This is a genomic window from Aeromonas veronii (assembly GCF_040215105.1).
GTDB lineage: Bacteria > Pseudomonadota > Gammaproteobacteria > Enterobacterales > Aeromonadaceae > Aeromonas > Aeromonas veronii_G.
In genome coordinates, this window is the sequence record NZ_CP157875.1 from 1,749,695 (window position 1) to 1,766,141 (window position 16,447).

11 protein-coding genes are annotated in these 16,447 nt (G+C 64.2%); all 11 read left to right on the forward strand.

Going from position 1 to position 16,447, the window contains the following annotated elements; genetic code table 11:
• Position 1: 1 nt before the first annotated feature.
• Genes tssF through tssM form a run of 11 tightly spaced genes read left to right on the forward strand, consistent with a single transcriptional unit; the run spans position 2 to position 16,426 of the window.
• Positions 2-1,768, forward strand: coding sequence for a type VI secretion system baseplate subunit TssF (tssF, locus tag ABNP46_RS08155; protein WP_349921894.1), 1,767 nt, complete (start codon positions 2-4; stop codon positions 1,766-1,768).
• Entirely contained in the window at positions 1,732-2,730 is a 999-nt protein-coding gene (tssG, locus tag ABNP46_RS08160; RefSeq protein ID WP_349921895.1) for a type VI secretion system baseplate subunit TssG, read from the forward strand. The genes tssF and tssG overlap by 37 nt, the downstream gene beginning before the upstream one ends.
• A gap of 26 nt (positions 2,731-2,756) precedes the next feature.
• Positions 2,757-3,995: a type VI secretion system-associated FHA domain protein TagH gene (tagH, locus tag ABNP46_RS08165; protein ID WP_349921896.1), complete on the forward strand. Its 1,239-nt coding sequence runs from the start codon at positions 2,757-2,759 to the stop codon at positions 3,993-3,995.
• On the forward strand, positions 3,992-4,507 hold the full coding sequence (gene tssJ / locus ABNP46_RS08170) for a type VI secretion system lipoprotein TssJ (RefSeq protein WP_349921897.1): 516 nt from the start codon (positions 3,992-3,994) through the stop codon (positions 4,505-4,507). The genes tagH and tssJ overlap by 4 nt, the downstream gene beginning before the upstream one ends.
• A 2-nt stretch (positions 4,508-4,509) precedes the next feature.
• Positions 4,510-5,844 carry a type VI secretion system baseplate subunit TssK gene (gene tssK, locus ABNP46_RS08175; protein ID WP_349921898.1) on the forward strand — a complete coding sequence of 445 codons (1,335 nt, stop codon included), beginning with the start codon at positions 4,510-4,512 and terminating at the stop codon, positions 5,842-5,844.
• 21 nt (positions 5,845-5,865) lie between these two features.
• Positions 5,866-6,645: a type IVB secretion system protein IcmH/DotU gene (gene icmH / locus ABNP46_RS08180; RefSeq protein WP_349921899.1), complete on the forward strand. Its 780-nt coding sequence runs from the start codon at positions 5,866-5,868 to the stop codon at positions 6,643-6,645.
• Positions 6,646-6,665: 20 nt separating this feature from the next.
• On the forward strand, positions 6,666-9,320 hold the full coding sequence (gene tssH, locus ABNP46_RS08185) for a type VI secretion system ATPase TssH (protein ID WP_349921900.1): 2,655 nt from the start codon (positions 6,666-6,668) through the stop codon (positions 9,318-9,320).
• 2 nt (positions 9,321-9,322) lie between these two features.
• Entirely contained in the window at positions 9,323-10,861 is a 1,539-nt protein-coding gene (locus tag ABNP46_RS08190; protein WP_349922429.1) for a sigma-54 interaction domain-containing protein, read from the forward strand.
• The gene (gene vasI / locus ABNP46_RS08195; protein WP_349921901.1) at positions 10,861-11,463 is read left to right on the forward strand and encodes a type VI secretion system-associated protein VasI; all 603 of its coding nucleotides are present in this window, start codon (positions 10,861-10,863) and stop codon (positions 11,461-11,463) included. The genes ABNP46_RS08190 and vasI overlap by 1 nt, the downstream gene beginning before the upstream one ends.
• A gap of 8 nt (positions 11,464-11,471) precedes the next feature.
• Positions 11,472-12,884, forward strand: coding sequence for a type VI secretion system protein TssA (gene tssA, locus ABNP46_RS08200; protein WP_349921902.1), 1,413 nt, complete (start codon positions 11,472-11,474; stop codon positions 12,882-12,884).
• 50 nt (positions 12,885-12,934) lie between these two features.
• Positions 12,935-16,426: a type VI secretion system membrane subunit TssM gene (gene tssM / locus ABNP46_RS08205; protein WP_349921903.1), complete on the forward strand. Its 3,492-nt coding sequence runs from the start codon at positions 12,935-12,937 to the stop codon at positions 16,424-16,426.
• Positions 16,427-16,447 lie beyond the last annotated feature (21 nt).

The following is a 16,447-nucleotide window of genomic DNA, read 5'->3' on the forward strand; positions in this document are numbered from 1 at the left end:
AATGTCGCTGGAACATTACTTCAGGGATGAACTGGCATTTTTGCGCCTGCAAGGGCGCGAATTTGCAGACGCCTATCCCGAACTCACCCGTTTCTTGTCCGAGCAAAACACGGATCCGGATGTGGAACGCCTGCTGGAAGGCTTCGCGTTTCTCACCGGCAACCTGCGCGCCAAGATAGAGGACGAGTTCCCCGAGCTGACCCACGGTCTGCTCAATATGCTCTGGCCCAACTATCTGCGTCCCGTGCCCAGCATGACCATCATGCAGTTCTCGGTCATCCCCGGGGCCATCACCCAGCCGGCACTGGTCAAGCAGGGGTGTCAGCTCGACAGCCTGCCCATTGACGAAGTGACGTGTCACTTCCAGACCAGCCACGACGCCTGGATCTACCCGGCCGATATCCGCCACATCGCGGCCCAGAGCGGCAACGATCTCTCCACCATCTCCCTGGATATCGCCCTGCATGCCCCCTTGCCCCTAGATGAATTGCAGCTCGACAAGCTGCGCTTCTTCCTCGGTGGGGACAGCTATACCGCCTATGAGCTCTACTTCTGGCTCTCCAATCAGCTCTCCCACATCGAGCTGGAGATAGACGGCAAGCGCTTTCGTCAGGAAGCCAACGCTCTCAAGCCCATCGGCTTCGAGCGCGACGACGCGCTCCTGCCCTATCCGAACAACGTCTATTCCGGCTATCGCATCCTGCAGGAGTATTTCTGCTTCCCCGAGAGTTTCCTCTTCTTCGAGCTCTCCAGAGGGGAGTGGCCCAAGCAACCGCTGCCGGTCAGCGAATTCAAGATCCATTTCTGTTTTGACAAGCCTCTGCCCGCCGAGCTCAAGATCCGGCCGGACTCCTTCATGCTCAACTGCGTGCCGGCCATCAATCTGTTCCAGCACGACAGCGAACCGGTCAACCTCAACGGACGCCAGGCGGAATATCCCCTCAAGGCGAGCTACCGCCACGCGGACAGTTTCGAGATCTTCTCGGTGGACGAGGTGGAAGGCTGGGTGGAGGGCAACCTCGGTCGCTCCCGCGGTACGCCGCGCATCTATCAGCCATTCGAGAGTTTCCAGCACCAGATAGAGCGGGCCAAGCAGCGGCTGGCACTCTACTACCGGGTGCGGGTGCGCGAATCGGTGAGCGGGGACGGGTTTGAGCACAGCCTCTCCTTCGTGCGCGGGGACGAGACCACCACGGTGGACCTGGATGAATCCATCTCCGTCACCCTGACCTGCACCAACCGCTCCCGGGCCGCCACCCTCAAGGTGGGCAACATCTGCGTGCCGACCGGCAGCTCGCCGTCATTCGCCACCTTCCGCAACTTGATCCGGCCGACCCGGCCCCTGCGACCGGCCCTGGATGGCAGTCTGCACTGGACGCTCATCTCCAACCTGTCGCTCAACTATGTCTCCCTGCTGCGCCGGGATGCCCTGGTGCAGGTGCTGCGCACCTATGACTTCCCGGCCCTGCACGACAAACAGGCGGAGCAGGCCTCGCGCAAGCGGCTGGGGGGGATAGAGCAGATCGAGACCACCCCGGTGGACAGGTTGGTGCGTGGCATGCCGGTGCGGGGGCTCAAATCCGTGCTGCATGTCCGCCAGTCCGCCTTTGGCAGCGAGGGGGAGCTCTATCTGTTCAGCACAGTGCTGGCCCACTTCTTCTCGCTATATGCCAGCGTCAATGCCTTCCACCTGCTTGAGGTGGTCAATCTCGACAACAAGGAGCGTTACCAGTGGCCAGTCCAGATCGGTCAACACTCCCTGATGTGAGTGCCGCCAAGGAGGCGCCCCGTTTCAACTTCTTCCAGCTGGTTGAGTTGCTCAACCGGCTGGATGGCGCGGATCAGGAGCGAGGACTCGACTACCTGCCAGAGGATGAGGGGATCCGCTTCAAGGCGACCGCCTCCTTAGGGTTTCCCACCAGCGACGTGCTGCAGATCGGCCGTGATGACAAGGGGCGCCACCAGCTGGAGGTGGCCTTCCTCGGCCTGCACGGCAGCCAGTCCCCCATGCCGGGTTACTACCTCGACTCCCTGGCCTGGGAGTACGCGCAAGGGGAGCAGAAGCTCGGCCTGTTTCTGGATTTCTTCCATCACCGACTGCTGACCCTGCTGCACCGTATCTGGCGCAAATACCGCTATCACGTGCGCTTTCAGGACAACGGCGAGGATGGTTTCTCCCGCCTGATGTTCGCCCTGGTGGGGCTCGGCAACGAGGCGGTCTGCCGCAGTTTGCCGGTGAACCGGGCCAAGATGCTCTCCTATGCGGGCCTGCTGGCGAGCCCCAGTCGCTCCCCCGAGGTGGTGGCGGGGCTGGTGGCCCACTGTTTCGATCTGGCGGACGTGGAGGTGAGCGCCTGGCAGTGGCGCCGGGTGCCCATCCATCAGGATCAGCAAAACCGGCTGGGCCGTGCCTGCGCCACCCTGGGAGGAGACTTTGTCATCGGCGACAAGGTCAATGACTGTGCCGGCAAGTTTCTATTGAAGATCAATAACCTGAGTTTTGGGCAGTTTCTCGGGTTTCTCCCGAACGGGGAGCACTTCCACGCCTTGGTGACCTTTGTCTCTTTCATTCTGCGTGACCAGCTGGCCTGGGATCTGCGCCTTGGTTTCGGCCAGGAGCAGGCAAGGGGGCTGAGGCTCGGGGAGGAGCAGAGTGCGCGCCTGGGGTGGAGTACCTTCCTCGGCGCACCGCCGAGTGACCCGTTTGTCACCATTTGTGTTCAGGAATAAGTGCAGGAATGAGAGCAGGAGTGAATGTGAACGACCTAAACCAGCAACTTTCCCTGGTGGTGCTCAACAGCGAACAGCTCGACGGCAACCAGCAGGTGCAATACGGCTTCGGCGAGATGGGGGGGACCCTCGGCGCCTCCGAGCAGGATGACTGGCAACTGCGGGATCGGCTGGGGGCCGTCATGCCGGCACACGCCAGGATTGAGCTGCAGGACGGCCGTTTCTGCCTGTGCGATCTGAGCGGCCAGACCTACATCAATGGCGCTACCTCCCCCATAGGAAGGGCGCGCAAGGTGCATCTGGAGCAGGGAGACGAACTCGTCGTCGGCCCGTTCCGGCTGCGGGCCTACCTCGGCGCCATCACCCCGGAGCAGAGTCTGCAGCAGGTGCTGGGCAACCGCCCAACCGAACAGCTGGACGAGTGGTTGGCGAGCGACGAACCCCACATCGGGCAGGATGATCCTCACACCCTGGCCCTCGATCCCCTGCTGGCGCTGCAGCACGAGCGTTCAGCTCTGACCCCCCTGGTGACCCCGGGTCGCCAGCGCGAATTCCCTTCACAACCGGATATGGAACATCCGTCCCTGTCCCCCTTTTCTGCCATCGAGAACACCATGAGCCAAGAATTTCTGGATATGCCCGGCATCGAGAATCACCCGGATTATCGCCCCTCCCTTAACGGGGTGGATCACGTCGCTCTGACCCCGCTGATGCGTGGCCTCGGCCAACCGCTGCAACTGCAGGATACCCAGCAGGCCCACGACATGCTCGAAGAGATGGGCAAGACGGTGCGCGCCATGGTGGAAGGCTTGTTGCAGCTGCAAAGCGATCAGGCGGCGCTGGCGGACAAACACCTGCGCCCCATCGAGGACAACCCCCTGCGTCTGGGGCTCGACTACGACGAGACCCTGGCGGTGCTGTTCGCCGAGCAGAAGAGCCCGGTACACCTGACGGCTCCGGCGGCGGTGGCCGAGAGTCTGCGCAACGTGCGCATTCACCATGTGGCAAACCAGCAGGCCATCGGCGCGGCTCTCGACAGCATCCTGCAAGCCTTCTCGCCGGATGCCCTGGTCGGGCGCTTCGAACATTACCGCCGCACCGGCACCCCGGGCGCCGCGGACGAAGGCTGGGCCTGGAACATGTACCAGCACTATTACCGCGAGCTGACCTCTGCGCGCCAGCAGGGGTTCGACAAGCTGTTCCATCAGGTCTATGCCCAGGCCTATGACCAGGCCGTGCGTCAGCAACAGGGGCTGATTGGATGAGACGTGCGCTGATGCTGGGTACCGCGCTGCTGGTCCTGGCAGGTTGTACCACCATGGGCAAGATGGCCGACGTGGCCATGAACCCGGACATCCAGGTGGGCAGCAACGATGATCAGCCCTCCACCCTGGGCCTGAGCCTGGTGGCGGAGCCGGACGTCAATCCCAACGATAGCGGGGAGGCGGCGCCCATCGAGTTCCAGGTGCTGCTGCTGGCGGAGGATTCCAAGCTACTCGCCACCGATTACGACCAGGTGACCGAGGATGTGGAGAAGGCGCTTGGCAAGAACTATCTGGACCATCAGGACTACACCCTGCTGCCGGGGCAGTTCAAGTATCTGCCGCCCGTCAAGCTCGACGAGAAGACCCGCTACATCGGCGTGATAGCCCGCTACGCCGATCCGGACAGCGCCGAGTGGCGCAAGGTCATCAAGGTCAAGAGCACGGGCCGTGCCTATCAAATCCTGGTTCATCTGCGTCTGGATGAAGTGGAACTACAACAAGAAGAAGAGTGACCATGTCGAGTCGAAATCGGGTTATCTGGCGAGAGGGGCTCTTCATCAAGCCCCAGCACTTCCAACAACAGCAGCGGCATTCTGACTACGCGCTGCACGCCCGGCTGAGCGCGCTGTCGGACTATTTCTACGGGCTCCAGTCGCTGGCCATCAACGAGGATTACCTCGGCTTTGGCCGCATCGCCCTGGTGGGGGCCACCGGCATTTTGCCGGACGGCACCGTGTTCAACATCCCGAACGACGATGTGCTGCCGACCCCGCTGGAGGTCACCGACGCCTCGGTGGCCAACCAGAAGGTCTATCTGGCGTTGCCGCTGTCGGTGAGCGGCGTCAACGAGGTCAATCAGGGGGGCCAGGTGGCTACCCGGTTGCAGGCCCATCGCCACGATGTGCGCGACCTGCACAGCGAAGGGGGAGACGTGGTCTCCCTCGAGGTGGGTCGGGTCAGCCTGCGACTGATGCTGGAGCGTGACGATCGCAGCGCCTACGCCTCCTTGGCCATCGCCCGCATCCTGGACAAGCGTCCGGACGGCGGTCTGGTGCTGGATCCCAACTTCATGCCCTGCAGCATCAGCGTCTCCGCCATTCCGGCCCTGAAACGCTTCCTCGGCGAGTCCGCCGGTCTCGTGGCCGAGCGGGCCCGCAGCCTCTCCCAGCGTATCGCGGCGCCGGGCCAGCAGGGGGTGGCGGATGTGGCGGAGTTCATGATGCTGCAACTGCTCAACCGGGCCCAGCCCCAGCTGGCGCATCTGGCGCGCCTCGGTACCTTGCACCCGGAGCGGCTGCACGAGGCCCTGGTACAGATCTGCGGCGAGTTGATGACCTTCACCGACGAGTCCCGCCTGCCGCCGGAGTTTGCCGCCTATCGCCACGACGATCAGCAGCAGAGCTTCGAACCCGTGATGCTGGCCCTGCGCCAGGCCCTCAGCACAGTGCTGTCGCCACGGGCCGTTTCCATCCAGCTGCGCAAACACCAGTACGGCGTCATGGTGGCCGTGGTGGGGGAGAGCGAGCTGATGCAAAGCGCCGACTTCGTGCTGGCGGTGCGTGCCCGCATGCCCCAGGAGCAACTGCGCAAGCAACTGCTGCAACAGACCAAGGTGGCGTCGAGCGACAAGATCCGCGAACTCATCAGCCTGCAACTGCCCGGTATCCCGCTGCTGCCGCTGCCGGTGGCCCCGCGCCAGCTGCCCTATCACGCTGGTTACAGCTACTTCCAGCTCGACCGGCAGAGTCCGGCCTGGCAGATGCTGGCGGTGGGCAACACCCTCGCCTTCCACATCGCCGGCGACTTCCCGGAGCTGGACATGCAGCTCTGGGCCATTCGCAGCCAGTGATCTCACAAGGAATAAGCACAGATGACCACGGACATTATCAAGAACGAGCAACTCAGCGACCTGTTGTTCGATCATGCCGAGCAGCTGGACATGGACTCGGACTACTGGTTCCGGCTGCGGGGCCAGAGCATCAATCCCATGATCGACGCCGTGACTCCCTTGCTCGGCCTGGTGCAGCGGGTACGCCTGCTGTCGCGCTATGACCGGGTACCCGAGCTCTACCAGCGGGTGGTGACCGAGATCCAGGCCATCGAGCAGGAGCTGATGGCCCAGGGCTACGAGAACGGCGTGGTGCTCTCGTTTCGCTACATCCTCTGCACCTTCATCGACGAGGCCGTGATGGGCCGCGACTGGGGCAGCCAGAGCGAATGGTCTGAGCACTCCCTGCTGACTCGTTTTCACAACGAGACCTGGGGCGGGGAGAAGGTGTTCGTGCTGCTCGCCCGCCTGCAGGAGGACCCGGTGCGCTATCGGGACATCCTGGAGTTCATCTATCTGTGTCTGTGTCTCGGTTTCGAGGGGCGTTACAAGGTGATGAGCAAGGGGCAGGGGGAGTTCGAACGCATCGTCAGACAGTTGCACAAACAGTTGTCCCCCGAGGCGAGCGGCGAGGCACCCAGCGTGTTTCACCTGGACCTCGGTCAGCAGGCCTCCCGCTATCGGCTGCGCAAACAGGTTTCCCTGCGCAGCCTTTACCTGGGGGGCGCCGTGGTGCTGGCCATCATCTTTGGCCTCTATCACCACCAACTCAATAACCAGACTCAGGACGTTCTGCGTCAACTGGGCGAATTATTAAAATAAAATTCTGAGGAGAGCACGCCTTGATTCGTATAGAGCTACCGGTACTGGTGGAAAGACTCAATCCCATCTGTCGTCACATGCTGGAGGAGGCTGCGGCCCTCTGCGTTAACCATCAGGGGGCCGAGATCCGCATCGAACACCTGCTGCTGAAGATGCTGGATACCCCCTTGTCCGATGTACGCCAGATCCTCAAACGGGCCGAGGTGGAGGTGGAAGAGCTGCGCACCCTGCTGCAGCCTTCGTCCGCCGACAGCGGCTATGGACAGGGCTACCCCTCCTTCTCGCCGCTCCTGGTGGAGTGGCTGCAAGACAGCTGGCTGCTGGCCTCCGCCGAGCTGCAGCACGGCCAGTTGCGCAGCGGCGTCATGCTGCTGGTGCTCCTGATGACTCCCCAGCGCTACCTGCCGGGTTCGGTGACGCGTTTGCTTGCCAACGTCAATCGGGAGCTGCTGCGCCAGCAGTTCGATGAGTGGGTGAAGGAATCGGCCGAGACGCAGGTGACCGCCGCCAGCAACGGCAACGCCGCCTCCGGTGCGACCGGGGCGGCCCTGCCCGCCGATGCCAGCCTGCTGGCCCGCTTCACCGTCAACGTGACCGAGCAGGCCCGTCAGGGCAGCCTGGATCCCGTCTTGTGCCGGGATCACGAAATTGATCTGATGATCGACATCCTCTCCCGTCGCCGCAAGAACAACCCCATCGTGGTAGGGGAGGCCGGAGTGGGCAAGAGCGCCCTCATCGAGGGGCTGGCCCTGCGCATGGTGGCGGGTCAGGTGCCCGAAAAGTTGCGTGAAGTGGCGCTGATGACCCTGGATCTCGGTGCCATGCAGGCCGGGGCCTCGGTCAAGGGGGAGTTCGAGAAGCGTTTCAAGGGGGTGATGCAGGAGGTCAAGGAGGCGGTGCGCCCCGTCATCCTCTTCATCGACGAGGCCCACACCCTGATAGGGGCGGGCAACCAGGCCGGTGGCCTGGACGTCTCCAACCTGATCAAACCCGCTCTGGCCCGGGGTGAGCTGCGTACCATAGCCGCCACCACCTGGGGCGAGTACAAGAAATACGTGGAAAAAGATGCGGCCCTGTCGCGCCGCTTCCAGCTGGTGAAGGTGGGCGAGCCCAACGCCGAGGAGGCCACCGTGATCCTGCGGGGCCTGCGCAGCATCTACGAGCAGTCCCACGGGGTGCTCATCGACGAGGAGGCGCTGCAAGCCGCCGCCCAGCTCTCCGCCCGTTACATCTCCGGTCGCCAGTTGCCGGACAAGGCCATCGACGTGCTCGACACCGCCTGTGCCCGGGTGGCCATCAACCTCACCACGCCGCCGCGCGCCGTCAGCCACCTGCAAAACGAGTTGCGCCAGCGGGAGCTGGAGATCCGCCAGCTGGAGCGTCAGCGTCTCATCGGTCTGGGTGACAACGAAGAGCGCCTCGCCGAGTTGCAGGCCGCCCAGTCTGCCTGTCGTGATGCCCTGGTGGAACAAGAGGCCCAATGGCAGCAACAGCAGGGGCTGGTGCAGCAGATCGTGACCCTGCGCGCAGCGCTGTTGGCTGACGAGCAGGATGAGCTGTTAAAGACAGAGGCGTTGGATCTGGCTGATGCCCCGCTGGACCTTCACGCTGCCGCCCAGCAGCTGGCGGCGCTCGAGGACGAGCTCGCCGTTTTGCAGCAGGAGTCCGTGCTGGTCTCCGCCCACGTGGACAAGACCCAGGTCGCGGCGGTGATCGCCGAGTGGACCGGGGTGCCGCTCAATCGCATCTCCCAGGGGGAGCTCGACGTGGTGACCCGGCTGCCGGAGTACCTCGGGGATCTCATCAAGGGGCAGGATGTGGCGGTGGCCCATCTGCACAAGCACCTGCTGACCGCCCGCGCCGACCTGCGCCGCCCGGGCCGTCCTCTCGGCGCCTTCCTGCTGGTGGGCCCGAGCGGGGTCGGCAAGACAGAAACCGTGCTGCAAATCGCCGAGCTGATGTTCGGTGGCCGCCAGTATCTGACCACCATCAACATGTCCGAGTATCAGGAGAAACACACCGTCTCGCGCCTCATCGGCTCACCCCCCGGTTATGTGGGCTTTGGCGAGGGGGGCGTACTGACTGAGGCCATCCGCCAGAAGCCCTATTCCGTAGTGCTGCTGGACGAAGTGGAGAAGGCGCATCCGGATGTGCTGAACCTCTTCTATCAGGCGTTCGACAAGGGTGAGCTGGCAGACGGGGAGGGGCGCATCATCGACTGCAAGAACGTGGTCTTCTTCCTCACCTCCAACCTGGGTTTCCAGACAATCGTCGACAACGCCGAGCAGCCGGACGTGCTGCTGGATGCGCTCTACCCCGAGCTCGCCGCCTTCTTCAAGCCGGCGCTGCTGGCGCGCATGGAGGTGATCCCCTATCTGCCGCTCGGTCACGAGACCCTGGTGCAGATCGTGGAGGGCAAGCTCAACCGCCTGGTCAAGCTGCTCAAGGAGCGCTTCGGCGCCGAGGTGGAGCTGGATGCGGAGGTGGCCGAAGAGATACTGCGCCGTGCCAATCGCAGCGAGAACGGGGCCCGCATGCTCGAATCCGTCATCGACGGTGCCCTGCTGCCGCCGGTTTCCCTGCAACTGCTGCAGCGTCTGGCCGCCGGTGAACCCATCAACCGGGTGCGCTTCTCTGTGGCGGATCAGCAGTTCCTGGCCGAGGTGGGGGCTTGAGTATGGAACAAGCCCTCGCCTTTGCCCTCGAGCTGACCGAGCAGCGCGATGAGGCGCACCTGTGCCAATGGTGGTCACAGGTGCTGCACGCCAGCTTCCAGCCCAAGGGCATGCTGCTCGCCATGCTGGACGTGAGCGGGCGCCAGATGCAGTGCAGTGGCTGGGTCAAGGGGCAGGCGGTGAGCCTCTCCCTGGCGGTGGATGATTTCTCCCACCCCCTTGCCTATGTGCTGCACAAGGCCCAGTCCCGCACCTGGGACTCCCTGCACGGGGGCGCGCGCATCGAGCACAAGGAGTTTCGCGCCCTGCTCTCCAACCTCGGCCAGCAGTGCGGCCTGCACGCCTTCCCCTTGCTGGATGGCAACGGCAAGCCGTTCGCCGTGCTGGCCATGATGGACAGCGCCGAGCAGTTGCAGGGGTGGACCGACGGCCCCGAGCTGGCCCAGCTCTCCCAGGTGTTTTGCAACCAGCTTACCCTCATCCGGGATCTGGGTCGCAGCCGCCGGGATCAGAGTGTGCTGAGAGACTCTCTTCGCCAGATAAAAGGGGAGGATCAGGTCAAGAAGCAGCACGAGAAGCTGCTGGCTGACCAGTTGGTGGGTCAATCCGCGGTGATCTGCGGGTTGCGCGAGCAGGTCCATCAGGCGGCGCAGCACAAGCTGACCGTGCTCATTCAGGGGGAGACCGGCAGCGGCAAGGAGGTGGTCGCCCGCCTGGTGCACCAATGCTCGGATCGCGCCGGCAAGCCGTTCGTGGCCATCAACTGCGCCGCCATCCCGGAAAACCTCATCGAGAGCGAGCTGTTTGGCTACCAGAAGGGGGCCTTCTCCGGGGCGCTTAGCAACAAGGCCGGGCTGGTGGCCCAGGCCAATGGCGGCACCCTGTTCCTGGACGAGGTGGGGGACATGCCTGCCGCCATGCAGGCCAAGCTGCTGCGGGTGCTGGAGACGCGCAGCTACCGGCCCCTCGGGGCCGAGCAGGAGCTCCACTCCGATTTTCGCCTCATCGCCGCCACCCATCAGCCCCTCACCCGTCAGGTGGAGGATGGCCAGTTCCGGGCCGATCTCTATCACCGCCTCTGCCAGTGCCTGTTGCTCATCGCCCCGCTGCGCGAGCACATGGACGATGTGCCCATGCTGTGCCAGCACTTCATGGCCCAGTTTGCCGAGCAGGATGGCAAGGCCCTCGGCGGCTTGCACCGTCAGTTCCAGAAGCAGCTACAGAGCTACGACTTCCCCGGCAACGTGCGAGAATTGCGCAACCTGCTGGAGGTGGCCTGCGCCCATACCCGCCACGGGGAAGAGGTGGTGCTGGAGGCGCTGCCGCCCGAGCTGCGGGAGCGGGTCTGCGTGGAGCTGCCCGGCTCGATGGACAACTACAACCACATTCGCGACCTGCGCCGGGCCATGCAGCTGTATGAGGCCTCCGTCATCGAGGCGCGGCTGCGCTACTTCCAGGGCAATCGCATGCTGGTGGCCGAGAGCCTGAACATTCCCAAGCGCACCCTGGATCACAAGTGCCAGAAGCTGGAGGTGAACTGATGAGCCTGCTCACCCTGTTGCCCCTCTTGCTGGCAAGCGCCGCCGAGCCCCAGTTCGATCTGGCGGGTTGGCAACAGTGCCGGCGTGAAGCCTCCCCCCTGGTGCGCCTCGCCTGCTATGACGCCCTCGGTCGTGGGAGTGAACCTGCCGCCACGAGCGGGGCGGCCAAGTCTCCCGCCTGGCAGGCCATCTGGGATCAGGAGCTGGGCCGCACCCCGGACAGTCCTCCCTTCCTGCTGCAAAGCAACCCGAGCCGTGGCAGCGAGATCCTGACCCGCCCGGCCCTGAGGGGAGCGACGCTCTCCATCGGTTGTGTCGACAGCATCACCCACATCCGGCTGCGGTTGGATAGCCCCTGGGCCGGAGAAAACGTGCAGGTCACGCTGGATGGTCAGCCAAGCAGCAGTGCTCAGAGCTGGTTTATCCGGGATCAGGGGCTCTTGCTGGAATATGGCCGCGGCCTGCCCGCCATCGAGGAGCTCAAGCGCTGGCTGGGCCATCGCGAGTTGCAGGTGCGGGCCGACAACGGTGCCTTGCTGAGGGTCGACTTGAGCGGTCTGAAAACCGCCCTGGTGCCCCTGCGCCAGCAGTGTCGCTGGTAGGAGGGGAGATGAGCTATCAACACCCCTGGTGTGGCCGCCTGCTCGCCAGCCTGCCGGATGAACAGACCAAGAGTGCCGTCCTCGCAGACGAGCCACGCTGGGACTATGTGGAGACCGAGCTGGTCAAGCTCGGATCTCTGGCCCACGCCCAGGTGGATCTCAATGCGGTAGCTGAGGCCTGCCTTGGCCTCCTGGAGACGCGCACCAAGGATATGCGGGTACTGGCCCAGTTGCTGCGCTGCCTGCAACACCCCGCCAAGGCGACGCCCATGGGGGCGGCGCTGAGCCTGCTGGAGTCCTGGATCCGCGCCTACTGGCTGCTGGCCTGGCCCGGCAATGCCAGCCAGAAACAGCGGCTGATGGTGCAGATCGTCAAGCGCTTCGAGGGGGCCCTGCCGCGGGTCTGCGAGAGCGCTTCGGCGGCCGAGCTGGCTCAGCTGTTGGTGCAGGCCGAGCAGCTCGGCGCCTGTTGGCTGGTGCAGTGCCCGGATAAGGGAGAGTTGCTCGACCCGCTGCTGATGGGGCTGAGACGAGCCCAGCGCCAGCAGGCCACCCAGGCCGAGGTGGATGGTGCCAGCTCCCCGGCCGCAGGCGCTGTGGGCACGACGGCCCATGCCAGCCAGGGCGCCACCATGGTACTGAGCGGGGCCAGCCAGGCCCCCGGGCTCGAGATAGACAGCTCCAACGACCGGGCCTGGCGTCAGACCCAGCTCAAGGTGGCGGATTTGCTCATCGAGCGCCAACCGGAGGCGGCCGTGGGCTATCGCCTGCGCCGTCACGCCATCTGGGCGGGGATCACCACGCCGCCCATGGCATCCAGTGGCAACAAAACCCCGCTGGCCCCCATGTCGGTGGACATGGTGGACGAGTATCGCGCCGCGCTCGCCAGCGCGGATCTGGCGCTCTGGCAGCGTATCGAGCAGAGCCTGACCCTGGCCCCTTACTGGTTCGAGGGCCATCGCCTCTCGGCCCTGGTAGCGGACAAGCTGGGTTTTGGCGCCGTCGCCCAGGCCATCAAGGAGGAGCTCGCGGCTTTCTTGCAGCGCCTGCCGGCCCTGCGGGAACTGGGTTTTAGCGATGGCACTCCCTTCTTTCCCTCCGAATGCGAGCGCTGGCTGCAACCGGTGAACCGCGGGGCGGGAGAGGCGGGCGGGAGCCTGGGGGAAGAGGTCGCCCAGCGGCACGGGGAGCAGGGCATGGCCGCGGCCCTGACCCTGCTCGATGAACGCATGCAGCAACTGCAGGAGCCTCGCGCCCGCTTCCACGCCCAACTGGTGCAGGCGGAATTGCTGGCACAAGAGGGTATGGCGGCGCTGGCGCGCCAGCACTATCAGCATCTTTGGCAAGAGGCGAGTCGCCTGGGATTGGCGCAATGGGAACCCGGATTGGTCAGTCGCCTGGAACAGCAGGCGGCTGGGTAAATGACATGCATGGCGAAATGAGTCGCTGAGTCGGAGTTGGATCACATTTTATGTTCAAGACCATTTTTACCTTTCTGCGGCAACAGCTGCCGAAATTGAAACCCTCCTGGCCCCTGCTCGGTGCCGTGCTCTGGGTTGTCGCCTTGATCCTGGTGTGGTGGCTCGGCCCCCGCCTCGAGATCCGCGATGCCAAACCCTTCGAGCCCCTGTGGGGGCGGGTGGTGTTCACCCTGCTCTGGCTCTGGCTGCTGCTGGGGGTGCTCTCCTGGCGGATGTGGCGCAAGATGCAGCAACTCAAGGCCGAGCGCCAGCAGGAGAGCGTGCTGGAACAAGATCCGGTGCAGGGACTGCTGGATCGCCAGGGACTGTTCCTCGGGCGCTGGCTACAGGCCCTCGATGAGCATCTTGGCAAGGGGGCCCGCTATGCCATGCCCTGGTATCTGGTGCTGGGACTGCCCGGCAGCGGCAAGAGCAGCCTCATTCACCGGGCCAACCCGGCCAACAAGTTGAACCCGAGACTCGATACCGAGCTTAGGGATGTCGCCCAGGATCAGCTCATTGACTGCTGGCTTGGCGAGAAGGCGGTGATGCTGGATCCCGCCGGCGAGCTCTTGTCCCAATCCGAACCTGAGCTCGATCCCCTTGCCCGCAAGCACGAGCGGCTCTGGCTGCATCTGCTGAACTGGCTGTGCGAGCATCGTCGTCGCCAGCCCCTCAACGGTCTGGTGCTGACGGTGGACCTGGCCTGGCTCTCCCACGCCAGCGTGGCCGAGCGCAAGGCCTATGCCCAGCTGATGCGCTCGCGCCTGCAGGAGGTCTCGGCCACCATGAACACCCGGCTGCCCCTCTACGTCACTTTCACCAAGCTGGATCTGCTGCGCGGGTTTGATGTGGTGTACGAGCAGCTGGACAAGGAGGCCCGCGAGGCCGTGCTGGGGGTGACCTTCAACCCGAGCGGCCATGATGGCTGGCAACAGGAGCTGATCCAGTTCTGGGATCAGTGGGTGGAGAACCTCAACCAGAATCTGCCCGAGCTGATGCTGACCAGGCTGGATGCCGGTCAGCGCAGCGCGTTGTTCTCTTTCGTGCGTCAGCTGGCGGGACTCAAGGATTATGTGGCCAGCCTGCTGGATGAAACCCTGGCCATAGAGGAGAGCAAACCGCTGCTGGTGCGTGGGGTCTATATCAGTTCCGTCTACCAGCAAGGGGTACCGTTCGATGCGTTCGCCCAGGCGGCCTCCCGTCGTTACAACCTGCCGGAGCCCATCCACTCGGCCCTGCGCGGGGAGTCCAACACCTATTTCGTGCGCCAGCTGTTCTCCGGCATCATCTTCCCCGAGGCCCATCTGGCCGGGGAAAACCGGCTGCACACCCTCTATCGCCGTCGTCGCATGGCCATCGGCCTCGGTTGCCTCTCCCTGTTCTCGGCGGCTCTCATCGGCGGTTGGCACTATTTCTATCGGGTCAACGAAGAGGCGGGGCGCAACGTGCTGACCAAGGCCCAGGCCTTCACCAGCACCCGCGAGCTGACCGATGATCACGCCTTCGGGGTGAGCCAGTTGCCGCGCCTGAACCTCATTCGCGAGGCGACCCTCTCCTTTGGCAACTATCGGGAACGTACCCCGCTGGTGGCGGATCTCGGCCTCTATCAAGGGGACGAGATCGGCCCCTATGTGGAAGGCTCCTACCTGCAACTGCTGAGTCTGCGCTTCCTGCCGGCCCAGATGCAGGGGCTGCTGGACGATCTTCAGCGGGCACCGGCGGGCAGCGAGGAGAAACTTTCCATCCTGCGGGTGATGCGGATGCTGGACGATGCCTCGGGCCGCAACAAGGAGCTGGTGGAGCAGTACATGGCGAGCCGCTGGCAGCGGGCCTTCCCGGGCCAGGGGCCGGTACAAGAGCAGTTGATGGGGCATCTGGACTATGCCCTGGATCACACCGACTGGTATGGGGCCCGGGCTGCGCGGGATCAGGCCGCCATCACCGCCTTCGTCCCCTTCAAGGAGCCGGTGTACGGCGCCCAGCGCGAACTCGGCAAGCTGCCGCTCTATCAGCGGGTTTATCAGAACCTGGTGGTGAAGGCCGGGGACGAGCTGGCGCCGGATCTCAACGTGCGCGACGAGGTGGGGCCGACCTTCGACACCGTCTTTGCACTGCGCAGTGAACCGGCGGGACAGGTGCCACGGCTGTTGACCTGGCCGGGTTTCAACAACTTCTTCATCAAGCAGGACAAGGCGCTGATCGATCTCACCGCCATGGACGCCTGGGTGCTGGGTCAGCGCAAGCTGAGTCGCTTGAGTGAGGCGGATCGCAAGGAGATCACCCGTCAGGTCAATGAACGTTACGTCACCGACTACGTCAACCAGTGGCAGAACCTGCTGACCAACCTGGATGTGCAGACGCTGGAGAGCCCGGAGCAGGCGCTGGACGTGCTGACCGCCATCACCGGCAACGATCAGCCGTTCCAGCGCGTCTTGGCGGCGCTGGATGACAACACCCGTATCCGCAAGATCTCGGATGTGGAAGGGGATCCGGCCCAGGCCATCACGGCCCGTATCGGTCGCCCCTTCCTGGCCACCAATGCCGCCCTGGCGGGACGAGGTGAGCAGGGGCCCCTCATCCAGGAGGTGAACCAGAAGCTGATGGAGCTGCAGCACTATCTGGAGCTTATCGTCAATGCCACCGAGCCGGGTCAGTCCGCCTTGAAGGCGGTGCAGCTTCGCCTGACCAACAAGTACGCCGATCCCGTGTTTGCGCTGCAGCAGTATGCCCGTGGCCTGCCGGCGCCGCTGGATCGCTGGGTGGGTCAGCTCTCCGAGCAGAGTTCGCGGCTGGTGGTGGATCTCGCCATGTCCTCCCTCAACCAGGAGTGGCAGGACAAGGTGCTGGCCCCCTTCAACAGCCAGCTGGCGGGGCGTTACCCGTTCGAGCCGGGTTCTGCCAAGGATGTGCCCCTGTCCGAGATGGAGCGCTTCTTCGCACCCAACGGGACCCTGGACAGCTTCTATCAGGTCAACCTCAAGCCCATGGTGGAGAGTGGACTGATGGAAGGAGAGCTCGGCTCGCCGGTGCAGGCCGAGCTGGTAAAACAGCTCGATCGCGCCGCCCGCATCCGCCAGATCTTCTTCAGCCAGCAGGGCAACCTGGAGGTGCAGTTTGCCCTCGAGCCCATCGAACTCACCGCCAACAAGCGGCGCAGCGTGCTGAATCTGGACGGCCAGTTGCTGGAATACGCCCACGGCCGGCGTACCAAGATCCCCTTGGTGTGGCCCAACACCATGCGTGACGGGGCCGAGAGCAAGATAACCCTGGTGCCGGCCGCCCGCGAGCGCTCCCCGCGCAGCGAAGGCTTCGTCGGCCCCTGGGCCATGTTCCGCCTGATGGACAAGGGGGAACTGACCCAGGTGAACGAGGCGACCTTCGACGTACGCTTCCCGGTGGATCAAGGCTCCATGACTTATCGCGTCTACACCGACAGTGCGCAAAATCCCTTTACCGGCGGCTTGTTCAGCCAGTTCAAGTTGCCCGAATCCCTCTATTGATGGGGTGGGGGCCTTAGCCCC

Coding starts and splice junctions, on each gene's coding strand:
- tssJ (WP_349921897.1), top strand. CDS start 3,992: ATGAGACGTGCGCTGATGCTGGGTACCGCGCTGCTGGTCCTGGCAGGT.
- tssM (WP_349921903.1), top strand. CDS start 12,935: ATGTTCAAGACCATTTTTACCTTTCTGCGGCAACAGCTGCCGAAATTG.
- icmH (WP_349921899.1), top strand. CDS start 5,866: ATGACCACGGACATTATCAAGAACGAGCAACTCAGCGACCTGTTGTTC.
- tssK (WP_349921898.1), top strand. CDS start 4,510: ATGTCGAGTCGAAATCGGGTTATCTGGCGAGAGGGGCTCTTCATCAAG.
- tssF (WP_349921894.1), top strand. CDS start 2: ATGTCGCTGGAACATTACTTCAGGGATGAACTGGCATTTTTGCGCCTG.
- tssA (WP_349921902.1), top strand. CDS start 11,472: ATGAGCTATCAACACCCCTGGTGTGGCCGCCTGCTCGCCAGCCTGCCG.
- vasI (WP_349921901.1), top strand. CDS start 10,861: ATGAGCCTGCTCACCCTGTTGCCCCTCTTGCTGGCAAGCGCCGCCGAG.
- ABNP46_RS08190 (WP_349922429.1), top strand. CDS start 9,323: ATGGAACAAGCCCTCGCCTTTGCCCTCGAGCTGACCGAGCAGCGCGAT.